The sequence below is a fragment of the Mycobacterium sp. NGS66 genome, from assembly GCF_059812225.1.
This window is the reverse complement of the sequence record NZ_JCALCG010000002.1, coordinates 419913-439566: the sequence shown is the minus strand read 5'-3', so window position 1 is coordinate 439566 and position 19654 is coordinate 419913. Positions and strand designations below refer to the sequence as shown.

Sequence of the window (19654 nt, the reverse complement as noted above, 5' to 3'; positions counted from 1 at the left end):
AGCCCATGGGGAGCATGCCCGCCGGGCGGGCACGGGCCACCAACGGGCATTGGCCAACTCATTTTGAGCCGTAGACGACCGCGCGGGCGCCACGGCGGAACTGCTCGTAATCATCTGGATCGGGACCTATCACCTGCAGATCGCGAAAACCGAAGGTGCGCAGCAAGAATAGAAGCGCATTCAGCGAAGGGACCAGTGCGATCTCGGTCGAACCGCCTTCCGGTGCCATAGGAGCGTCTGGCGTCAACGCAAAGACCCCCTCGACGGGGCGTTGGTTGAAATAGGCGCCATCCTCGATCTGCCCGGTCACGTCATACGGGAACACCTGCGTTTCGACCAAGATGTGGCGACGCGATAACTGGGAAGCCAGGCGCAAGACACCGATGGGGTTTTCAGTGTGGTAAAGGAGCCCGTAGACGAGTACAAAATCGGCGCACAGGCTTTCGTCGAATTTCATATTCTGCAGATCGGCGACGGCGAATTCTATGTTTGTCACTCCCAGGACATCGGATATTTGTCGTGCCGCTGCTACACTTTCCGATCGGAATTCGAAACCTCGGACCAGAGAAAAGTGCTTAGCAAGTTCGATGGAAAAGAAACCTTCATGCGAAGCCAAGTCGATTGCCGTCAAATCCTGCGGGTTTGTGACGTACTTCCGGATCGCGTCAAGCAGATAACGTCGGCGCGAAGAGTGCACAGAACGCATATTCTCGGGGAGGTAACATTGCGTACAGGTGCCGTCCGGAAGCTCAAATTCATAAAACCACCAGCGGTCTTTTACAGCCCGAAGTTTGTCTTCGTTGACATCTGTGCTCACGGGTGCGATCCTCCTGCTCATTAAGCTTCTGGGTTCGTCGGGGCGATTCCGAGCTGCGTGCGTTGGTGACGTCCGGGTGAACGGTACATTACGGGCTCTTCGCAAATGAGGGCGCACGTTTGGGCGGCGGATTTTTGCGCCAAGGCGTCAGGTGTTGGCGTTGCCGGCCTTCCACTGCGGCCAGGGAATGTTCCAGTCACCCAGGCCGTCGGTCCCGGGCAGCGTGCCGCCCACGGTGTTGATCACCTCGACGATGTCGCCGCGCTTGGCGTGCTCGTAGAACCACACGGCGTTGCTGGGGCTCACATTCAGACACCCGTGGCTGGTGTTGGTGTTGCCTTGGGCGCCGACCGACCACGGCGCCGAGTGCACGAAGATACCGCTGTAGGAAATCTGCGTGGCCCAGTCGACATCGGTGCGATATCCGTTGGGCGAGTTGACCGGAACCCCATAGGTCGACGAGTCCATGATGATGTGCTTGAACCGCGCACCGACGATGTAGATGCCGTTAGCGGTCGGGGTGCTGTTCTTGCCCATCGAGGTGGGCATGGTCTTGACGACTTCACCGTTGATGCGCACGGTCACCATCTTGGTGTTGTCGTCGGCCGTCGCGACGAACTCGTCGCCAATTGTGAAGTGCGTCTTCACATTATCTTCACCGAACATGCCCTCACCCAGGTCGACGCCATAGGTGTTGACCGCAACATCGATAGTGGTGCCCGGCTTCCAGTAATGCTCTGGGCGCCAACGCACTTCGCGGTTGTTCAGCCAGTAGAAGGCTCCTTCGACCGGCGGGTTGGTGGTAATGGTGATGGCCTTCTGGGCCGCCATGCGGTTTGCGATGTTCTCGTCGAACCGGATCGCCACCGGCTGGCCGATGCCGACGACCTCACCGTCGCTGGGGGTGACGTAGGGCATTGTCAGGTGCTCGGGCGAACTGGTCGCGAAGCTCAGCTGCCGGGTCGCCGTACCGCCCAATCCGTGCGCCTTCACGTTCAGCGTGTAGTGCCGGTTGTAGCCGAGTTGCTCCGTCGTCGACCAGCGCAATCCGTCGGGGCTGAGCTGGCCCGCCACCGACCTGCCGTTGTCGTTGACCATGGTGACCGAGGCCAACACACCGTCGGCAACGCTGACGGTCACGGGCGCGTCCACGGTGACGCCGACGGCACCGTCGGTCACCGAGGCGGTGAGCTTGGGCACCAGCAGGTCGGCAAACGGCGTGCCTTTGTCTGTGATGGCTTTCACCGGGGCGGCGGCCGGAGTGCTGCTGCAGGCAACGCCAAACACAGCAACCGAGATCATCGCCAGCAACAGCGATAATCGTGGTCTGCGCGAGGGCGTCATCAAGCCACCTTTCAGGCAATTTGGCTTAGTTTTGGTCACCAGTGACCCGAATAGTTGCAGATATTCTAATGGGTTACAGCCGCTGCCCGAACCAACATGGGCAAGAGCGCCTCGGTCCGGGCTTTTTTGACACAAGCTCGTGACACTAAGCCAGCATCCGAGCGTCCGCAAACGCGGAACGCCTACGCCGGCTGGTCGACGGAATCGTTCAGCTTCGCCTCGGTGCTGCCGCGGGCCGCGACAGCCTCCACCCGAGCGAGTTTGACCACGGCGGCAGCGGCCACCGGCGCTGCGGCCGTCAGGGCGATGAGACCGCCCACGCCGGTATTCAGGGTTTCGTCGAGCACAAGTACACCCAGCACTGCGGCAACGACCGGCTGCGAGATCTGCAGGGTCGGCATCGACGCGGTCAAGGGCCCGGCCCGGAACGCCGACTGGCTCCACACCACACCGCCCAGCGCAACCAGCACACAGGCGTACAGCTCAGGGGTTCGGGCCACCGCCCATCCGCCATCGCCGAGCCGGGCCATGACTTCCTTGGTCAGCACCGCAAACACGCCCCACAACGAACCCGATACCAAGGCGAACAGCACCGCCGCCACAGCGCCGCCCCAGATCCGGCCGGCCACGACGCACGCCACCAGCAGTGGGCCTAGCACGACGGCCACAGCGGCCCAGGTCGAAAGCGACGCACTCGACCGACCGGCCTGCGGATTCCCGACGGTGACGATCACGATCACCGCCGCGGTAAGCAAGCCGGCCCAAATCCACTCGCCCCCTCTTACGGCGCGCCGCGACGACCTGGCATTGATCGGCAGCGCGAACAGCAGCGAAAGCATGAGCAGCGCCTGCACCAATAGCACCGAACCCTGCCCCAGCGCGGCCGCCTGTAAGCCGATGCTCGCCGCGAGCAGCAACGTGCCGTACCACCACCGCCGACTGCGCAGCAGGCTGACGAACAATCCGAGGTGGCCAACCGCCCCGTCGGTGATCCGGTACGCCACGTGTTGCTGCAGCACGTCGCCGAGCGCAATGCACAGCGCGGCACTCAGGGCAAGCAGCGCGGCGATATCCGGATGGGCCATTCCTAGTTGCCGTCCGCTGGGGTGATGGCCAACTCGTGGTCAGGGGTCGGGTCGGACGAGTCGAGCGCCCAGCGGCGCCGTCCCACCGCGACGGCGGCGGCTTCACCGGTCGCGGCCCGTTCACGCAGCCAGGCCAACGGTCTGGGCGCCCACCAGGTCCACCGGCCGAGCAGATGGATAGAAGCCGGAATCAGCACCATCCGAACCAGGGTCGCGTCGACCAGCACGGCAAGCGTCAACCCAACGCCGAGCATTCGCATGAACGACACGTGGGCCGGGATCAATGCGGCGAACGAGATCGACATCACCAACGCAGCGCTGGTGACCACACGCCCGATGCCGGCAATGCCCAACGCCGTGCTTTCGTCGGTGTCGGCGCACGCGTCGGCAGCACTTGGCGGCGTCTCCCTCGAGGCTTGGGCGGCTCGCCAGTACTCATGGATACGCGAGACCAAGAACACCTCGTAATCCATGGACAGCCCGAAAGCGATGCAAAACAGCAACACCGGGATGTTGGCGTTCAGCGTGCCTTTAGGCGTTGTTCCCAGGGCGCCGAGGTGGCCGTCTTGGAAGATCCACACCATGGCCCCGAAGGCCGCCGTCAGCGACAACACGTTGCACACCAGCGCTTGTAGCGGAAGCACCGCACTTCCGGTCAGCAGGAAAAGCAGCACGAAGGTGATGGCCGCGATGATGCCGAGCACGAGCGGCAGCCTGTCGGTGATCGCGTCGACGCTGTCGCGGTTGATCTGGGCCAGGCCGGCCAGCTCCACGGACCGCCCCGCCGGCCCGGCGACCCGGTGCAATCGATCGAGCTGTGTGTCGGAGGCATGTGAGAACAGGGGTGCCGTGCTGGCCACGGTAAGAAAGGCGCTGCCGCGGCCAAAGCCGGCCGGGGCTGCGGGCGGCCCCAACTTGTTTCCGGCGACGAAAGTCGCCGTCGGCGCGGTGACCGCGGAAACGTCCGGGACCCGCGACAACCGCGCGGCGTAGCGCTCCAGGTCGACGGGCGTGACGTCGCGGGCATCGGGGACGACGACGGAGATCGCCGTGCCCACCTCGCCGGTGAATTCGGTGTCCAACATGTCGGCGACGTGACGCGCCGACGCCGACGGGGGCAGCACGCGCTCGTCGGGAAAGCCCCACTTCACCCCCAGGAACGGGACGCCCAGCAGGAGCAGCAGTGCGACCACGCTGAGACCGACCGGCACGGCGTGGCGCAAGACAAATTTGGTCGATCGGTACCAGAACAGCGAGTGGGCCGGCTTGTGTGCATGGTCCCGGCACCACTTCGCGCGCGGCAGCATCCGACAAATCAGCGGCCGAACATCCAGCGCGTCCAGCCGTGGCCCCAACAGCACGATCGCCGCCGGGGTCAGCACGACGGCCGTTACCGCGACTATGACGGCCGTGGCCACGACCGTGTAAGCGGACGACTTCAAGAAATACATCGGGAACAGCGCCATCACCGCCATCGACAACGCGACGGTGGTGGCCGAGAACAGCACGGTTCGCCCAGCGGTCGTCATCGTCCGCAGCAGCGCCTCCTCTCGATCGCCCACCCGGGCGAGTTCCTCCCGATAGCGGCTGATAATCAGCAGGTTGTAATCGATCGCCAGGGCGAGGCCCATCGCGACGCTCAGATCCAGTGCATACGTCGACACATCGGTTGTGAAGCTGATCAGCCGCAACACCGACAACGTGCCGACAACGGCCAGACCGCCCACCACAATCGGCAGTGCTGCCGCAACCAGACCGCCGAACACCCAGACCAGTACCGCAAAGCTCAGCGGAATCGCAATCGCTTCCATCAATAACAGATCGCGCTCGTTCTGCTGGTTGATCTGGTTGTACGCCACGGCCATGCCGCCAGCGCGCACGGTGACGCCGTCGCGGTCGTGGACCAGCTGGCGCGAGAGCGTGCTGGCGTATTTCTGCGCGTTGTTCTCGCCGCCGCGCAGGTCCGCCACGATCAGCCCCGATTTGTTGTCCTTGCTGACCAGCTTTGCCGCCACTTGCGGGGGTTGATTGGGCGGCAGGGTCCACGGCGAAGACACATCGAGGACCCACGGCGACCGTTTCAGCTGTCCGACGATGTCGCTGCCAACCTGGCGCGCCTGTTCGCTGCGGACACCGGCAGGTGTGCTCACCACGATCAGCATCTTCTGGTCCGTGTGGTCGAACTTCTGCCGGAGTAGGTCGGTCGCCCGCGAGGACTCCGAGGTCGGGTCCTGGAAGCCGCCGGCCGAAAGGCTGTTGATCACCGGTAGGCCGAAGGCGGCAGCACCTACCAGGACCAATATCGCGATCGCGATGATGCGCCGGGGCGCGGCGATGGCAAGTCGAGTGATGGCTTGCAGCATCTAGGTCCTTCCCGGTTCGACATCCTCCGACGTTTCGCTATACCCCCGATGTGGACGTCTGACCCGTGCAGCGAAGTTTGGCGGCCAGCCGCTCGGGTACCGGTACCAAGCGGTACCCGAGGAAACAACAGCGTTGGTTGATCAGTTGGGTGAGCAATGAACACGACGGACGATGCCATCAGAACGAGATTTGCGACCGATGACGACTGGCAGGCGGTCTATGAGAATCAGGCCCGCGCCTATGGCGTTTCGATGGAGCCGGGCGACGTCGAAGCCTGGAAACGACGGGTCAACCTGGACGACATTCTGGTCGCCGAGGATGTCTCCGATCCGCAGCACCCCTTCATAGTCGGCACTTCCCTTTACTACCGGCTGCGGCTGACCGTGCCCGGTGGCGCCACCCTGGATGCCGGGTGGCTGGCGATGATCGCCGTCGCTCCGACACATCAACGAAAGGGAATTTGGCAGCGTCTCAGCATCCAGGGCTTTGGAATTCTCCAGGAGCGCGGTTGTCCCATTCTGTGTGGTGTTCCTACCCAGCCGGCGATTTATGAAATCTTGGGCGCCGGGGTGGCCAGCTACGCCCGGACCTTGAACATCGAGCCGCGATTCACGGACCTGCGCGACAAACCCGCTCGAAATCGGGCGCGCGAAGTCGGCGCTCCGGAGGCCGCCCGCCATTTACCTGAGCTCTACGAAAGGTGGTGTGCGATAACTCCCGGGGCGCTGAGCCGGGACAGCGCGTGGTGGGCCGACTTCTTGGAAGACCGTGCGACGCAACGGGAAAACGGATCGGCACTGAACTTCATCATGCATCCCGACGGCTTTCTGGCATATCGAGTGGTCGGAGCGTCGCCACATGCGTATCGGCGTCCTTTTGGCACGATGGTGGTCCAAGACTTCTGTCCGGTGACCGACGCAGCCCACACCGAGCTGCTGGCGGCGCTACTGGGCTCGAAAATGTTTGACAACATCATCATCGAGGTGCCCGTTGATGATCCGCTTACGCTGAAAGTCAAGGACCCTATTGCGGCGAAAACGACCGGCGTGTGCGATTTTCTGTGGATGCGAATTATGGACGTGCCTGAAGTGCTGGGTGCGCGCGAGTATGCCGCCGACGCCGACGTCGTACTGGAAGTCACCGATCCCCTCAACGTCGCAGGCGGACGCTTCCTGCTCCAGACCCGGGATGGCGTCGGGAAGTGCACACCGCATGACGGGCCGGCCGACGTCCAACTCGGTCTGGGTGAACTGGGAACCATCTTCATGGGCGCACATCGAGTAGCCGAGCTTCGCCGAGCGAATCGCATCGCTGAGCTGCGCCCCGGTGCGTTGCGTGAGCTGGACGCGGTATTCGGCACCGAGCGGGTTCCTTACTGCGGTACGTTGTTCTGAGTTCTTAGATGGGATGCTTTGTGGCACAGGTTATTTGGTACCGCGGCGGCTGGCCGCCACGCGGCGGTGACCCCAGTCCGGCTGAGCCGCCGTAGATGCCACAGATTGCTGGTGGCTCAGCAGCTATCCTGGACGGGTCCGGGGATTTCGCGCCGCGGCAGGACGCCTGTTATTGTCGCGTACGCGGTCTCGGCCGTCTAAGCGCCGTTAGCTCAGTTGGTAGAGCAGCTGACTCTTAATCAGCGGGTCCGGGGTTCGAAACCCTGACGGCGCACAGTCCCACTTAAAACCGCTGGCATAGCGGCCTTTTCGCGCTTTCTCCGTTAGCCGTTGCCGAGTCACAACAGCCACAGCGGTCACACAGGTGCCGCGCGGGTGTCGAGCTGTCAAGTGCGATATCTCCGCGCGGCCAGGCTCGTGAAACAACATTTCCAAGAATCCTGGATCGCTACGTATAACCACTGACTTGGGCGGGTAGACGGCGAATTGGAACGTCCCAAGTGGCTGCGGCCCTCGATGCCGGATGTGCAGCGGAAGTCGGGCGGGGTTTCCCTTGGGTTCAAGCGCGCGGAACGAACAGGCCGAGCTGCATCGGTCGGCGGGAGGAATTCATGCCAGAAGTCGAACTTCACCACGAGGGACACCCGAAGTATCGCCGGATGGTGCGCTTCGACTGGTCGGAAACGCCACTGCATTGGGTGCCGGGCGACCCGTTCTCCACGCACATGATCAACGTCCTGCATCTGTTGCTGCCCGAGGGCGAGCGGCACTTCATCAAGGCCGTCCTCGAAGCGTCGTCCCTGGTCGACGATCCAGAGTTGGAAGCGGCGATCAAGCCGTTCATCCAGCAGGAGTCCTGGCACGCCTGGGCCCATCAAATAGTGCTGGACCACTTAGCCGAACAGGGCATCGAAACCAGGCCCTACACCGAGCGCCTCGGCAGATTGTTGTCGGTGACGTTGGGTGATCCGCCCAGATGGTTCCCGCCCGCGATGAAGCGCTGGTGGCTGTATCGGCGGCTGGCCGACGTGGCCGCATTGGAACATTTCACGGCGATGTTGGGCCAGTGGGTGCTGACGAACCGGGGTCTGGATTACGCGAAGGCCGATCCGATGATGCTGGATCTGCTGCGCTGGCATGGTGCCGAGGAGGTCGAGCACCGCTCCCTGGTGTTCGACGTCTACCAGCACGTCTGCGGCAACTATTGGATCAGGGCGTTCTCGATGCTGTTCACCGCGCCGCTGTTCATCGCCTGGTGGATCGCCGGAGCTCGTTACCTGATGGCCCAAGACCCGACCATCGATCGCAAGTGGCGCTGGCGGGACTGGCTCTGGGCAGCCCGCGAGTATCGGTTGCCCGGGCCGTGGAAGCTTCTGGTGACGACTCCCGTGCGGTATATGCGGCCCAGCCATCATCCCAACGACGAGGCGTCGACGCAGATGGCGGTCGACTACTTGAACTACTCACCGGTGGCCAAAGCTGCCCGTGAGCGAGCGCGGTCCCAATCAAAGGGACCCGACAGTTCCGAGGAGTCGATGGAAGGCGCGACGGTTCGATGAAGGTTTTAGTGGATCTGGACACCTGCGACGGCAACGGCGTCTGCATGAGCATCTGCCACGAGGTGTTCGACGTACGAGAAGACGGACTGCACGTACTCCAAGAGGAGCCGCCGGAGGAGTTGCGACAGCAGTTGATCGGTGCCGAGGTGTCCTGCCCCACCCAGGCAATCACGGTGAAGGACTGACGCGATGCCCAATCGTCAGCTCAAGCGGGTTGTCGTCGTCGGTTCCGGCGTGGCGGGAACACGCGCGGCGGAGACGCTCCGACAGGAGGGCTACGACGGTGACCTGACCATCGTGGGCACCGAGCGGCACGCCCCGTACCACCGTCCCCCGCTCTCGAAGAAACTGCTCACCGGAAAGGTACACCGGGCGGGCGTCGACCTTGCGCCTCAATTCGAGCTCGAGGCACGCGTGCTGAGAGGCGCGTCGGCGATCAAGCTGGACATGTCCGCCCGCACCGTTCACGTGCGTGACGAGAACCAAGATCTATCAATGGAATTCGACGGACTGGTGATCGCCAGCGGCGCATTCCCGCGCGAATGGCCGGGCGGTCCGGTTCCCGACGGCGTGCTGATGCTGCGCACCGTCGAGGACTGCCTGGCGATTCGGGAGCGCCTGGGGTCAGGTACCCGGGTGGTCGTGGTGGGCGGCGGGTTCATCGGTGCCGAGGTCGCCGCGAGTTGCCGATCGCTCGGGCTGGACGTGGTGCTCGTCGAGAAGGCCGCCGCCCCGTTGCTGGGCGCGCTGGGTGAGGAGATGGCGACGTGCTGGGCTGAGCTGCATCGCCGGCATGGCGTCGACTTGCGGGTCGGTGTCGGCGTCGACGCGTTCGTCGGAAACGGTCGGGTGCAAGCGGTTCGGCTGAGCGACGGTATGCAGGTCCCGGCCGATCTCGTCATCGTCGGACTGGGCGTGACTCCAGCCACCGACTGGCTCGACGGCTCGGGATTACGCGTCGACGATGGTGTGGTCTGCGATGCGACGGGTGCTGCCGAAGGCGGCACGGGCGTCGTCGCCGCCGGAGACGTCGCCCGGTGGTGGCATCCGATCTATGAGCGGCACTTGCGTACCGAGCACTGGGACGACGCGGGACGTCAGGGCGCGGCCGCGGCCCGTACGCTACTGGCAGGCCCTGACCGCGCCGTGGTCTACGACGAGGTGCCGTATTTCTGGTCCGATCAATACGACGTCAAGCTGCAAATGCTCGGTATCCCAACCGATTACGATGCAGTCGAGGTCATCGAGGGCTATCCCCGCGGATGGGAGTTCGTCGCCGCGTACGGGCGTGACGGCCACACCATCGCGGTGCTGGGAACGATTCCGAACCGGGTCTACGCCTATCGCGATGCCATCCGCTCACGCGCTGAATTTCCCCCCAAACCTGCTCGCTAACCGGGCATTTCAGCCAGTTCGCGTGCCACCGCATCGAATGCACGCAATGCGTCCAACATGTGCGGCTCATGGGAGTGCGGCTGGGTGGACAACTTGGCGGCGACCATCTCCGCGGCGCGGTTGACGTAGATCATCTGGCCACACATGCCCAGGCACAAGACGACGTTGCTGCCCGGGAAGGGAAACCAGGTTTGGTTGCGGTACATCCCGCCGGGCATTTCGGTGTCGTCGGGGCTGGCGGCGAACGCCTGACGCGAGTCGGGCCCGCCGTCCAGCGTGTCGGCGATCCACGCCGCCGGCACCACCTGCCGGCCGGTCAACGAGACACCGTCGCGCAGGAACAGCGACCCGAACCGGATCATGTCGGTAAGACAGGCGCTGATGCCGCCGTCGAAAAGCCCTGTGCCGTCGGCATCTACGCCGATGGTTGCGTCGCATTGGGCGCCGATGCGACTCCACAGCAGCTCCGATATCAGTTCGGGCATCCGCTGCCCTCCTGCGACCTCGCAGATCCAGCCGAGCACGTCGGTTTCACACGAGCGATATTCGAACGGGCCGCCGTGAGCCGACTTCTGCCGCAAGGTCAGCAGAAAGTCCTTCAACGTGGATGGGACGCTCGGCCCGGTCCTGGGTGCCCAGCCGATCGCCTGGTCGAGAACATGAATCTCGGCGGACGGGTCGCCGTAATCTTCCGAGAACGCGATACCCGACCTCATGTCCAGCAGGTGCCGCACCGTCGCACCGGCGTAGCCGCAATTCGCCAGGGCCGGAACATAATCCGTGACGGGTGCGTCAAGCCTAATCGCTCCGCCGTCGTGCAGCGCGCCGACCACGGCTGCCACCAACGTCTTGCTCACCGAGAACAGCAGATGCCGGGTCTTGGCCCCCAAGCCGTCGAGGTATACCTCGGTAACCATCGAACCGCGGTGGGCGACGGCCCACCCGTCGGTCGCGGTGGTGGCCATCACCGTGCCGACGGTGGTGGCGACGCCGCCGGTGTTGATCACCCGGATCTCTGCCAGGGAACTGGTGGCTGTCGGCAACGACGCCACCCGGCCGGTCCCGCGCGATATCACCGCCGTGGGCACGAAGTCTTCGACGTGTTGGAAAGACCAGTGCGCATACGGCGGCGACAACCAATTGTCCAGTGAGATCCCGCTCGGGACGCTGCTCACGCTCGTGCCACGAGGCGCGAAACGATCGGCGCAGTCGGCGTCAGTGGTGTGGAGACGAACTTCCCCTTAAGGCCTTTGACCCAGCGCCGGCATCGCTCGGTGAGCTGGTAGTCCGCGGTCTGCAGATGCCCGCGCGTGAAGAGCACCCCGAGTTGGGCACCCTCGAGACGTAAGTCGCCCGGCGCCGCGACGCGCATATAGAAGGCCTCGGAGCCGTCGAGCAGGGTCGCCCAGTCGTTGGCGGGGCGCGCGAAGGAGACATGCCCGTCGTCATCGATCCGCCACACACCGGTTCGTGGCGTCGCGGTGAAAATCTCGATATCCGGGGAGGTCTCGGACATGACCAGCTGACCCCAGATTTCGTCTTCGCCGTAGCCCCGCTCCCAACGCGAGTTGATTTCCTCGATGTCAAGCTCGTACTCCACGTCCATGTACTCGAGCAGGTGGAAGAGGAACAGCGGCATGTCGGCGTAGGCCTCGGTGGTCAGGTTCGTCATCGGGCTGGCACCGCTGATGCGCGGGTTCACCTCACCCAGATAGAGCTCGTCGGAGTCCAGGTCATGAAGAAGGTCCACCTCGAAGTAGCCGCGGTATCCCTCGCGGTTCAGGATGTCACCCAGCTTCCGTACGGTTTCTCGCGCGGCGCGGGTCTGTGCGGGTGGCAGTACATCGCGCCAGATGTCATTGCCGCACCACCCGCCTTTGTGCGGCGTCAGTTCCGGGTAGCCGACGAGACTCGTCATCGCGGGGCCGATCACGGTGCCGTGGCGGGTCACGGTGCCCTCGATGCACACCTCGACATTGCGGATGCGCTTCATCACTTTGACTTCCTGCCCGGCCAGTTCAGCGGCGTGCGTGTCCCAGTCGCGCTGGCCGCGCACAAAGAACACCGCGCTGCCGGCATCGCCATAGGCGGCCACGACGACGAGGTCATCGCCTAGCCCGGCGCCTTGCGCGAGCGCCGACAGCTCGTCGTAGGACCCGGCCCGCCCGATCACGTGCGGCACGCTCGTCACACCTGCTTCGTCGGCCAGGCGCGTCATGACGAGCTTGGAGCCGAGGCGGTGGCGCAGTTCGGCCGGGGGATGCATGACTGCAAGCCCTGCGTCCTCCGCGAGGGCCTGGGTCTTCTCGTCAAGCATCACGAAGCAGGCCTTGCCACCGGGTCCTCGGCCCGCGATGAACTCGTTTGTCTCGGGATCACGCAGGAGGTGATTGCATACATCGCCCATGGAATCGAAATCGATGCGGTCGCGGCGCCGGGGCACGAACACGCGCGAATGTACGCCCTCAAAGGAGTCAAAGTAGTTGAGGTAAAAGAAGTTCCGTACCCAGCGGTCGATCCCGAGCAGGTTGAACGGGGTCGGCGAGATGAAGTACAGCGGCACCTTGTTGTTGTGAAAGAACGCCCGTACGTCCGAGAGTCCGTGCAGGGTGCGGCGCTCGTTGGGGTCAGGATTACTCGCGGCGACCATCAGGACGGCCTCGCTGATGTCGAGGCCGGGCGTGGGCAGCGCGGTGCGAAGGAAGCTGGCGGGGCGGTGAGCTCGTATACCTTCATTGCACAAGTGTGGCCCGCGCCCGTGCCTGTGCGAAAGTGTCAAGTGGCGGACCGCCGGCCCGGGACAGGAGTACGTTCTTGCTGACCGGAATGCCGATCAGCACGGGCCGAAGGAGCCTGCAGTGGGATTCATCCAACCCAACTTGCCCGTCGTCGACCTGGCGGAATGGAGTAAGCGCACTCGTGCCGAGCGCATCGTGCCGATGACTCGCCATATCGCCGAGAACGGGTTCGGCACTCCGTTGGTGATGCATGTGATGTATGGCGTGAAAATTGCGCTGTACATCCTCGGTGCCTGGCTGTGCGCGTTGTCCACCAAGGGAATCGACGGCTTCACCGACGTCACCGCGTGGTGGTCGGAGCCGATCGTCTTTCAGAAGGCAGTGCTCTACACGATGCTGTTCGAAGTCGTCGGCCTCGGCTGCTGCTTCGGGCCGCTGGCCGGCCGCTACTTTCCGCCCATGGGTTCGATCCTCTACTGGCTGCGCCCCGGCACCATCCGGTTGCCGCCGTGGCCCAACCGGGTGCCGTTGACCCAAGGCAGCACCAGAACCCCGCTCGACGCACTGCTCTACGGCACCCTGCTGGTGTTGCTCGTCGTCGCGCTGGTGTCCGACGGCACGGGCCCAATTCCCGCGCTGGGCACGGTAATTGGCGTGCTGCCGTGGTGGCAGACCGTGGCGATCCTGTCCGTGCTGGCTGTGCTTGGCCTGCGCGACAAGGTGATCTTCCTGGCCGCCCGCGGCGAGGTGTACGCGCCGCTGGCGCTGGTGTTCCTGTTCTCCGGAGCCGACGGTGTCGTGGGGGCGAAGGTGGCCTTCATGGTCATCTGGCTGGGTGCGGCGATCTCGAAACTCAACAAACACTTTCCGTTCGTGATCTCGACGATGCTGGCCAACAACCCATTCATCCCCTCCGGGTTTCTCAAGCGGTCATTGTTCAGGGCCTATCCAAATGACTTGCGCCCCAGCGCGTTAGCGGGTTTCATTGCGCACTTCTCCACCGCGGTGGAAGGGCTGGTTCCTTTGGTCCTGCTCTTCTCGCACGGTGGCTGGCCGACGACTATCGCCGCGGTCGTGATGATCATCTTCCACCTGAACATCCTGCTGGCCTTCCCCATGGGTGTGCCCCTCGAGTGGAACGTCTTCATGATCTTCGGGGTGTTGTGGCTATTCGTCGCGCACGCCCAACTGGGTCTGTCAAACCTTGCCCACCCGTTGCCGGTGGCCGTACTGTTCGCCGTCATGGCCGGAACCGTCGTCGCCGGAAACCTGTTCCCGCGCAAGGTTTCCTTTTTGCCCGGCATGCGGTATTACGCCGGTAACTGGGACACCACTCAGTGGTGCGTCAAACCGTCGGCCGACGAGAAGATTCGGGTGGGCGCCCGTGCTTTGGGACCGATGTATCACCTTCAGCTCGAGCGGCTGTACAAGACCAAAGAAGAAACCTTGGTCCCAATTCATCTCGCCTATGCGTTCCGTGGGATGAACACGCACGGTCGCGCGCTCTACACACTGGTGCATCGCGCGCTGGCCGGCTACGACGAGGACGACTACAACGTGTGCGAGGGCGAGAACCTCTGCGCGATGGTTCTCGGCTGGAACTTCGGCGACGGCCATATGCACAACGAATGCCTGATCGAGGCGTTGCAGGAGCGCTGCGGGTTCGAGCCCGGCGAGGTGCGGGTGGTGATTCTCGACTCGCAGCCAATTCATCAGCAGCGACAGGAATACCGGCTCGTCGATGCGGCGACGGGCGAGTTCGAGCGCGGCTACGTCAACGTCGCGGACATGGCCGACGCTCAGCCGTGGGCAGACGACATTCCCGTGCACGTCCAAAGCAGCGTGCGTGCCGATCTGCCCCCTTCAGCCGGCTGAACGTCGCGCGAGCAGTAGACTTCGCGGTCCTGACACGGTGTGCGGCAGCCACAGCGCCTGGACCGGCACCAGCGGCGGATCGATCAAGGGCCGCACCGCAACGCGACCTTGTAGTGCAGGACCGCTGGGCGCGGTGACCAGGGCGACGTAGTCGTTGTCGGCGACCGCAGTGACCGGGGGTGTGCCCTGCGTTTTGTTCACCACCAGCGCCGGCTCGAAACCGGCTCGGCGACAAGCGGATACCAGGAAGTCGGTGTAGAAGGAGAACGTCGGCGGCGCCCACACGACGAGGGTGTGGGCGGCGATATCGGTCAGGGCGATTCGAGCCCGGGCGGCCAGCGGGTGGCCGGCGCGCACGGCGACCCGCAGTTCGTCGTAGCCGATGACGGTTCCCGCCAGGTCGGCGGGCGTGGTGGCGCCGCGACGAAGACCGACGTCGATCGAGCGATCGAGCAGCGCCCGCTGCATCTCGTCCGGAAACATCTGACGTGCCGTGACGGACAGCTCCGGCAGCTCCCTCCGCAGTGGCTCGATGATCGTGAAGATTTCTTCCGCGGTGATCGCGGGCGTATGCCCGACGACGAAAGGCGGGCTGCTTCCGGCCGCAACCTGCCGCGTCGCAGTGGCGAGTGCGGCTGCGGCCGAAAGCACTAACGGTGCGCCCTCACGCAGTTTGCGGCCGGCCGCGGTGAGCACCAGTCGGCGTCCGCGGCGCTCGAACAAGCCCACACCGAGCGCGCGCTCAAGTCGGTGCATCGCCGTGCTCAACGCCTGCTGGGTCAGATGAAGGTGTTCTGCGGCCGCCGAGAGATTCCCGTGATCCGTTACCGCGACGAACTGCGTCAGCCGGTACAGGTCGATTGGCGTTTCCGTCGCCACGGTGCGCCGCTCCAATCAACAAATGGTGATTGTGTGCAGACTACTAAATCCTGTTGGTCATTTGTGTGAATGGGTCGTAGCGTCGTCCGCAAGACACCAAACGAGAGGGGCTCCTAGTGACCGACCACAACTTGCGGGGCAAGACAGTTCTGATCACCGGCGGTGCGAAGAATCTGGGCGGATTGCTCGCCCGAGATCTTGCCGGCCAGGGCGTCAAGTCGGTCGCGATTCACTACAACAGCGACGCCACCAAGCCTGCCGCCGAGGAGACCGTCGCCGCCATCGAAGCGTCCGGCCCGGACGCGTACGCATTTCAGGGCGACCTAACCTCGGCCGCCGCGGTGACCAGGCTGTTCGACGACGCGAATGCAGCCATGGGGTCGATCGATATCGCGGTCAACACCACCGGCATGGTGATCAAGAAGCCGATTCCAGAGATCACCGAGAGTGACTACGACAAGATCTTCGCGATCAATTCCAAAGCTGCGTTCTTCTTCATTCAGGAAGCGGGCAAGCAGCTCTCTGATGGCGGCAAACTCGTCACCCTGGTGACGTCACTTCTGGCCGCGTTCACCGGGCTGTACTCGATCTACGCCGGCTCCAAAAGCCCGGTGGAGCATTTCACCCGGGCGGCATCCAAGGAATTCGGGGAACGCGGTATCTCTGTCGTCGCGGTGGCGCCGGGTCCGATGGAGACGCCGTTCTTCTACGGCCAGGAAACCGAGGAATCGGCCCGGTTCAACCAGACGGCCGCGGACCTGTCGAAATTCACCGAGACAGGTCTCACCGATCCCGTCGACATAGTTCGGCTCATCCGCTTCCTGGTGAGCGACGGCTGGTGGATCACCGGGCAAACCATCTTCGCCAACGGCGGCTACACGACCCGCTGAGATTCAGCGGTTGCGGACCCGATGCACCACCACCACAACGACCAGCACCCCCACCCCAGCCAGTGAAGCCGTCACGGCGGGCTTTCTGACGAACTCGATCACGCGGGCCTTCAGATCGTCGGCCAGACGGCGGGGATTGGCCCGCTCGGCAAGGGAGTCCACGGTGGCCGCCAACTGGTCACGGGCGACGTCGATCTCCTGCTTGATGGCATCGGGGTCGCGTTCCGCCACGTGTCTGTCCTCCCAGTCGCCCACTATCGGCTGATGCACCTGCCCGAACTACCCTAGATCAGCCGATACCGATGCCGACGATCCGGTGAACAGAAAGGGAGGCATGTGACCCAGACCCCGCGGCTGGCCCCAGGCGACAAGGCGCCCGCATTCAAGCTGCCCGACGCCGACGGCAACCCGGTGTCCCTGGCCGACTACAAGGGACGCCGCGTCGTCGTGTACTTCTACCCGGCGGCCTCCACTCCGGGATGCACCAAACAAGCCTGTGCTTTTCGCGATAATCTGCATGAACTCAACGACGCCGGCATCGATGTCGTCGGCATCTCCCCCGACAAGCCGGAGAAGCTCGCGAAGTTTCGTGACGCGGAGGGCCTGACGTTCCCGCTGTTGTCCGATCCGGACCGCAAGGTGCTGACGGCCTGGGGTGCCTACGGGGAAAAGATGATGTACGGCAAGACCGTCACCGGAGTCATCCGGTCCGCCTTCGTCGTCGACGAAAAGGGCAAGATTGCCGTCGCGCAATACAACGTCAAGGCCGCGCATACGGCGTCGTTCATCAATAAGCTGCTCAGCGCCGCTTAACAGACAAGAATGTCGCAAGTGCTGTGCGGCAGACTGACGGCGCACTCTCAGATGAGCAGCGGAAGGAACCGGCGATGAATCCGGTGGACCCTGAGCAGTACATACGGGACCTGGAGCGGCGAATCAGCCAAACGCAGGGGGCCGTGCCGCAGCCTGCGAGCACCGATTCAGCCACACCGCCGGACACTCCTTCCCCCGCGAAGCCATCCCCGCCGTCCGCCACGTCATTCGGTGAACAAGGCGCTGGACGGGACGACATGCCTGTCCTCGGCGGCACCTCACGTCGGCGATTCGGCATTGTCTGGTACCTCGCGACGACAATGCCAGGACGGGTCCTGCTGGCGCTGGCGGTCATGGCTGCGATCGCCGTCGGGATGTTCTTCTGGCACTTCGGCGGGAAGACCACCGTGCAGGGCAACCTCGTGATGATCAACAGCGGCGCGAAAGAGACGATCGACTGTAACAACGGCACCGTGAAGCTGGACGGCGACAACAACACGTACACCATCACCGGCCACTGCCGCAGACTTGAGGTGTTTGGAAGCGCGAATCGCGTCGCTGTCGACAGCGCCGACACCATCAGTGTTTTCGGGGACGACAACGTGATGATCTACCACTCCGGTTCGCCCACAATCAACAAGACCGGAAACAACAACACCGTCTCACAGCGCCCGAACGGACATTGACCGTCGTTTGGCGACGCAGGCTGACTGTTTAGCCGAGCGTTCATCATCCGTCTCACAAGTCACAAGATTGGCAGCATGTGTGTCTTTGCCCGGCTCACAGCGGCAACCGCTGCGCACCAAGGCAATTAGTCGCTCGGAGCCGGGCAAACAGATGAGCACTCCCTGTCCAGGAGGCAGTCACAGGCCGGGCTGACGATGCACCGCCCGCCAATTGCACTTCTGGGCGCGTCATAGCCACCCGCAAGCCCATTTATCCGAGCTTGGCGAGGTTGGCCAGCAAGAGTGCCTCGGCGATGGCCGCGCGTTCCAACACCCCGAGGTGCAGGCTTTCGTTGACGCTATGCGCTTGTGTCGCAGGGTCTTCCACGCCGGTGACCAGAATCTTGGCCTGCGGGAAGGCGGCGGCGAATTCGGCGATGAACGGAATCGAGCCGCCCATTCCCATGTCGATCGGCTCGGCACCCCACGCCTCCCGAAACGCGGCCCGCGTGGCGTCATAGACCGGGCCGCTGGCCTCGATGGCGTAGGGCTGGCCTGTCTCGCCGCGGGTGACGGTGACCTGTGCACCCCACGGTGCATTGCGCTGCAGATGGGCGGTCAGCGCGTCGAGGTGCGCCTCGGCGTCGCCGCCCGGTGCGACTCGCATGCTGATCTTGGCCCGGGCCCGCGGAATCAGTGTGTTCGACGCTGCCGCAACCGATGTGGTGTCGATGCCGATCACCGTGATCGCCGGCTTCGCCCAAAGCCGCTGCGGCACCGAACCGGAGCCGATCTCGACGACGCCGGGCAGCATTCCGGAATCCCGTCGTAGCCGCTCGGCTGGGAAGTCCGGGAAATTCAGTGCGCTGGTGTCGGTTTCGTGCAAGCCGGCCACCGCCACGTTGCCGTCGTCGTCATGCAGGCTGGCCAGCAGCCGCACCAGCACACTCAGCGCATCAGGAACTGCGCCGCCCCACAACCCGGAGTGCAACCCGTGGTCCAAGGTGGCGACCTCCACCACGCAGTCGACCAAGCCGCGCAGCGAAACCGTCAGCGCGGGAACCTCAGTGCTCCAGTTGTCCGAGTCGGCGATGACGATGACGTCAGCGGCCAGCGCCTCACGGTGCACGGCAAGCAGCCGAGCCAGCGATGGCGACCCGGATTCTTCCTCGCCTTCCACGAACACCGTGACACCGACCGGCGGTTGCCCGCCGTGCGCCCGAAATGCCGCCAAATGCGTTGCGACGCCTGCCTTGTCGTCGGCGCTGCCGCGGCCGTACAGCCGTCCGCCGCGCTCGCTCGGCTGGAAGGGCGGCGACGACCATTGGGTCCGGTCGCCTTCGGGCTGCACATCGTGGTGGGCATACAGCAGGACCGTAGGTGCACCCTGGGGTGCCGGATATCGGGCGATGACCGCCGGCGCCCCACCTTCGCTGACAATGCGCACGTCGCTGAATCCAGCCTGCGACAACAGGTCCGAGACGGCTTGGGCACTGCGGTGCACCTCGTCGCGCCGCGCCGGGTCGGACCACACCGATTCGATCCGCACCAGGTCTTCGAGATCGCGACGCACCGACGGGAGCACTTCGCGGACACGCTCGATCAGCTCGGTCATGTCGTCGAGGCTAGCGACTTCCTTCTTGCCGCATCCCACCGCCGCAGCGCATCGAGCCGACCACCGTGACGGATGTTGCCAATGTGGCCATTAGTGGTGTTTTTTGCAATCGTCGTCGAATATCGGCCGGTCATGGCCGCATTGCCTGCAGACAATGGGCAAGGCGCTCGACGTCGGACGATGATGGCCATGACCGTCTTCTGTGACAGCTCGTTCGGTAA

The 19654-nt window shown here is 64.0% G+C and carries 17 protein-coding genes and 1 tRNA gene; 9 read left to right on the top strand and 9 right to left on the bottom strand.

All coding sequences use genetic code 11. The features are described 5' to 3' along the window. Positions 1-58: 58 nt before the first annotated feature. The 4 genes from AC5Y2L_RS06520 to AC5Y2L_RS06505 form a co-directional block, all read right to left on the bottom strand. Positions 59-817: a class I SAM-dependent methyltransferase gene (locus AC5Y2L_RS06520; protein WP_499933976.1), complete on the bottom strand. Its 759-nt coding sequence runs from the start codon at positions 815-817 to the stop codon at positions 59-61. Between the two features lie 147 nt (positions 818-964). Next, the gene (locus AC5Y2L_RS06515; protein WP_499933974.1) at positions 965-2161 is read right to left on the bottom strand and encodes a L,D-transpeptidase; all 1197 of its coding nucleotides are present in this window, start codon (positions 2159-2161) and stop codon (positions 965-967) included. Between the two features lie 182 nt (positions 2162-2343). Continuing rightward, positions 2344-3246, bottom strand: a complete 903-nt coding sequence (locus tag AC5Y2L_RS06510; protein ID WP_499933972.1) for a DMT family transporter — start codon at positions 3244-3246, stop codon at positions 2344-2346. A 2-nt stretch (positions 3247-3248) separates the two neighbouring features. Further along, the gene (locus AC5Y2L_RS06505; RefSeq protein WP_499933971.1) at positions 3249-5609 is read right to left on the bottom strand and encodes an MMPL family transporter; all 2361 of its coding nucleotides are present in this window, start codon (positions 5607-5609) and stop codon (positions 3249-3251) included. 156 nt (positions 5610-5765) lie between these two features. Between AC5Y2L_RS06505 and AC5Y2L_RS06500 the strand changes: the two genes are divergently transcribed. The 5 genes from AC5Y2L_RS06500 (at position 5766) to AC5Y2L_RS06480 (ending at position 9958) form a co-directional block, all read left to right on the top strand. Then, positions 5766-7004 (top strand): GNAT family N-acetyltransferase, encoded by a 1239-nt coding sequence (locus AC5Y2L_RS06500; RefSeq protein ID WP_499933970.1) that lies wholly within the window; start codon positions 5766-5768, stop codon positions 7002-7004. 201 nt (positions 7005-7205) lie between these two features. Next, positions 7206-7278 (top strand) — tRNA-Lys (locus tag AC5Y2L_RS06495). A gap of 337 nt (positions 7279-7615) precedes the next feature. Beyond that, positions 7616-8563 (top strand): metal-dependent hydrolase, encoded by a 948-nt coding sequence (locus AC5Y2L_RS06490; RefSeq protein ID WP_499943694.1) that lies wholly within the window; start codon positions 7616-7618, stop codon positions 8561-8563. Further along, a complete protein-coding gene (locus AC5Y2L_RS06485) occupies positions 8560-8748 on the top strand; it encodes a ferredoxin (protein WP_499933967.1) in 189 nt (62 codons plus the stop codon). Before AC5Y2L_RS06490 ends, AC5Y2L_RS06485 begins: the two co-directional genes overlap by 4 nt. 4 nt (positions 8749-8752) lie before the next feature. Beyond that, positions 8753-9958: an NAD(P)/FAD-dependent oxidoreductase gene (locus tag AC5Y2L_RS06480; RefSeq protein WP_499933965.1), complete on the top strand. Its 1206-nt coding sequence runs from the start codon at positions 8753-8755 to the stop codon at positions 9956-9958. On the opposite strand, the gene AC5Y2L_RS06475 is transcribed toward AC5Y2L_RS06480, so the two are convergent. Beyond that, a complete protein-coding gene (locus tag AC5Y2L_RS06475; protein ID WP_499933964.1) occupies positions 9955-11133 on the bottom strand; it encodes a serine hydrolase domain-containing protein in 1179 nt (392 codons plus the stop codon). The two genes, AC5Y2L_RS06480 and AC5Y2L_RS06475, sit on opposite strands and share 4 nt — an antisense overlap. After that, on the bottom strand, positions 11130-12608 hold the full coding sequence (locus AC5Y2L_RS06470) for a biotin carboxylase (RefSeq protein ID WP_499933963.1): 1479 nt from the start codon (positions 12606-12608) through the stop codon (positions 11130-11132). The genes AC5Y2L_RS06475 and AC5Y2L_RS06470 overlap by 4 nt, the downstream gene beginning before the upstream one ends. Positions 12609-12816: 208 nt before the next feature. Here AC5Y2L_RS06470 and AC5Y2L_RS06465 point away from each other — a divergent pair, with 208 nt between their 5' ends. Then, positions 12817-14571 carry a DUF3556 domain-containing protein gene (locus AC5Y2L_RS06465; RefSeq protein ID WP_499933962.1) on the top strand — a complete coding sequence of 585 codons (1755 nt, stop codon included), beginning with the start codon at positions 12817-12819 and terminating at the stop codon, positions 14569-14571. Here AC5Y2L_RS06465 and AC5Y2L_RS06460 read toward each other — a convergent pair. After that, positions 14560-15465 carry a LysR family transcriptional regulator gene (locus AC5Y2L_RS06460; RefSeq protein WP_499933960.1) on the bottom strand — a complete coding sequence of 302 codons (906 nt, stop codon included), beginning with the start codon at positions 15463-15465 and terminating at the stop codon, positions 14560-14562. The genes AC5Y2L_RS06465 and AC5Y2L_RS06460 overlap by 12 nt on opposite strands. A 101-nt stretch (positions 15466-15566) precedes the next feature. Between AC5Y2L_RS06460 and AC5Y2L_RS06455 the strand changes: the two genes are divergently transcribed. Continuing rightward, positions 15567-16340, top strand: coding sequence for an SDR family oxidoreductase (locus AC5Y2L_RS06455; protein WP_499933959.1), 774 nt, complete (start codon positions 15567-15569; stop codon positions 16338-16340). A 3-nt stretch (positions 16341-16343) separates the two neighbouring features. Here the strand turns inward: AC5Y2L_RS06455 and AC5Y2L_RS06450 are convergent, their stop codons facing one another. Next, positions 16344-16571, bottom strand: coding sequence for a DUF3618 domain-containing protein (locus AC5Y2L_RS06450; RefSeq protein ID WP_499933957.1), 228 nt, complete (start codon positions 16569-16571; stop codon positions 16344-16346). A gap of 105 nt (positions 16572-16676) precedes the next feature. Between AC5Y2L_RS06450 and bcp the strand changes: the two genes are divergently transcribed. Together bcp and AC5Y2L_RS06440 are read left to right on the top strand one after the other, a co-directional pair. Beyond that, positions 16677-17153: a thioredoxin-dependent thiol peroxidase gene (bcp, locus tag AC5Y2L_RS06445; RefSeq protein WP_499933956.1), complete on the top strand. Its 477-nt coding sequence runs from the start codon at positions 16677-16679 to the stop codon at positions 17151-17153. A gap of 74 nt (positions 17154-17227) precedes the next feature. After that, positions 17228-17839, top strand: a complete 612-nt coding sequence (locus tag AC5Y2L_RS06440; RefSeq protein WP_499943692.1) for a DUF3060 domain-containing protein — start codon at positions 17228-17230, stop codon at positions 17837-17839. A 250-nt stretch (positions 17840-18089) separates the two neighbouring features. Here AC5Y2L_RS06440 and AC5Y2L_RS06435 read toward each other — a convergent pair whose 3' ends face one another. After that, positions 18090-19433, bottom strand: a complete 1344-nt coding sequence (locus tag AC5Y2L_RS06435) for a dipeptidase (RefSeq protein ID WP_499933952.1) — start codon at positions 19431-19433, stop codon at positions 18090-18092. Positions 19434-19654: the final 221 nt, after the last annotated feature.

Excerpts from the sequence above, each read along its gene's own strand:
- AC5Y2L_RS06515 (WP_499933974.1), bottom strand. The coding sequence starts at position 2,161 with ATGACGCCCTCGCGCAGACCACGATTATCGCTGTTGCTGGCGATGATC.
- AC5Y2L_RS06510 (WP_499933972.1), bottom strand. The coding sequence starts at position 3,246 with ATGGCCCATCCGGATATCGCCGCGCTGCTTGCCCTGAGTGCCGCGCTG.
- AC5Y2L_RS06505 (WP_499933971.1), bottom strand. The coding sequence starts at position 5,609 with ATGCTGCAAGCCATCACTCGACTTGCCATCGCCGCGCCCCGGCGCATC.
- AC5Y2L_RS06500 (WP_499933970.1), top strand. The coding sequence starts at position 5,766 with ATGAACACGACGGACGATGCCATCAGAACGAGATTTGCGACCGATGAC.
- AC5Y2L_RS06490 (WP_499943694.1), top strand. The coding sequence starts at position 7,616 with ATGCCAGAAGTCGAACTTCACCACGAGGGACACCCGAAGTATCGCCGG.
- AC5Y2L_RS06485 (WP_499933967.1), top strand. The coding sequence starts at position 8,560 with ATGAAGGTTTTAGTGGATCTGGACACCTGCGACGGCAACGGCGTCTGC.
- AC5Y2L_RS06480 (WP_499933965.1), top strand. The coding sequence starts at position 8,753 with ATGCCCAATCGTCAGCTCAAGCGGGTTGTCGTCGTCGGTTCCGGCGTG.
- AC5Y2L_RS06470 (WP_499933963.1), bottom strand. The coding sequence starts at position 12,608 with ATGGTCGCCGCGAGTAATCCTGACCCCAACGAGCGCCGCACCCTGCAC.
- AC5Y2L_RS06440 (WP_499943692.1), top strand. The coding sequence starts at position 17,228 with ATGAATCCGGTGGACCCTGAGCAGTACATACGGGACCTGGAGCGGCGA.
- AC5Y2L_RS06435 (WP_499933952.1), bottom strand. The coding sequence starts at position 19,433 with ATGACCGAGCTGATCGAGCGTGTCCGCGAAGTGCTCCCGTCGGTGCGT.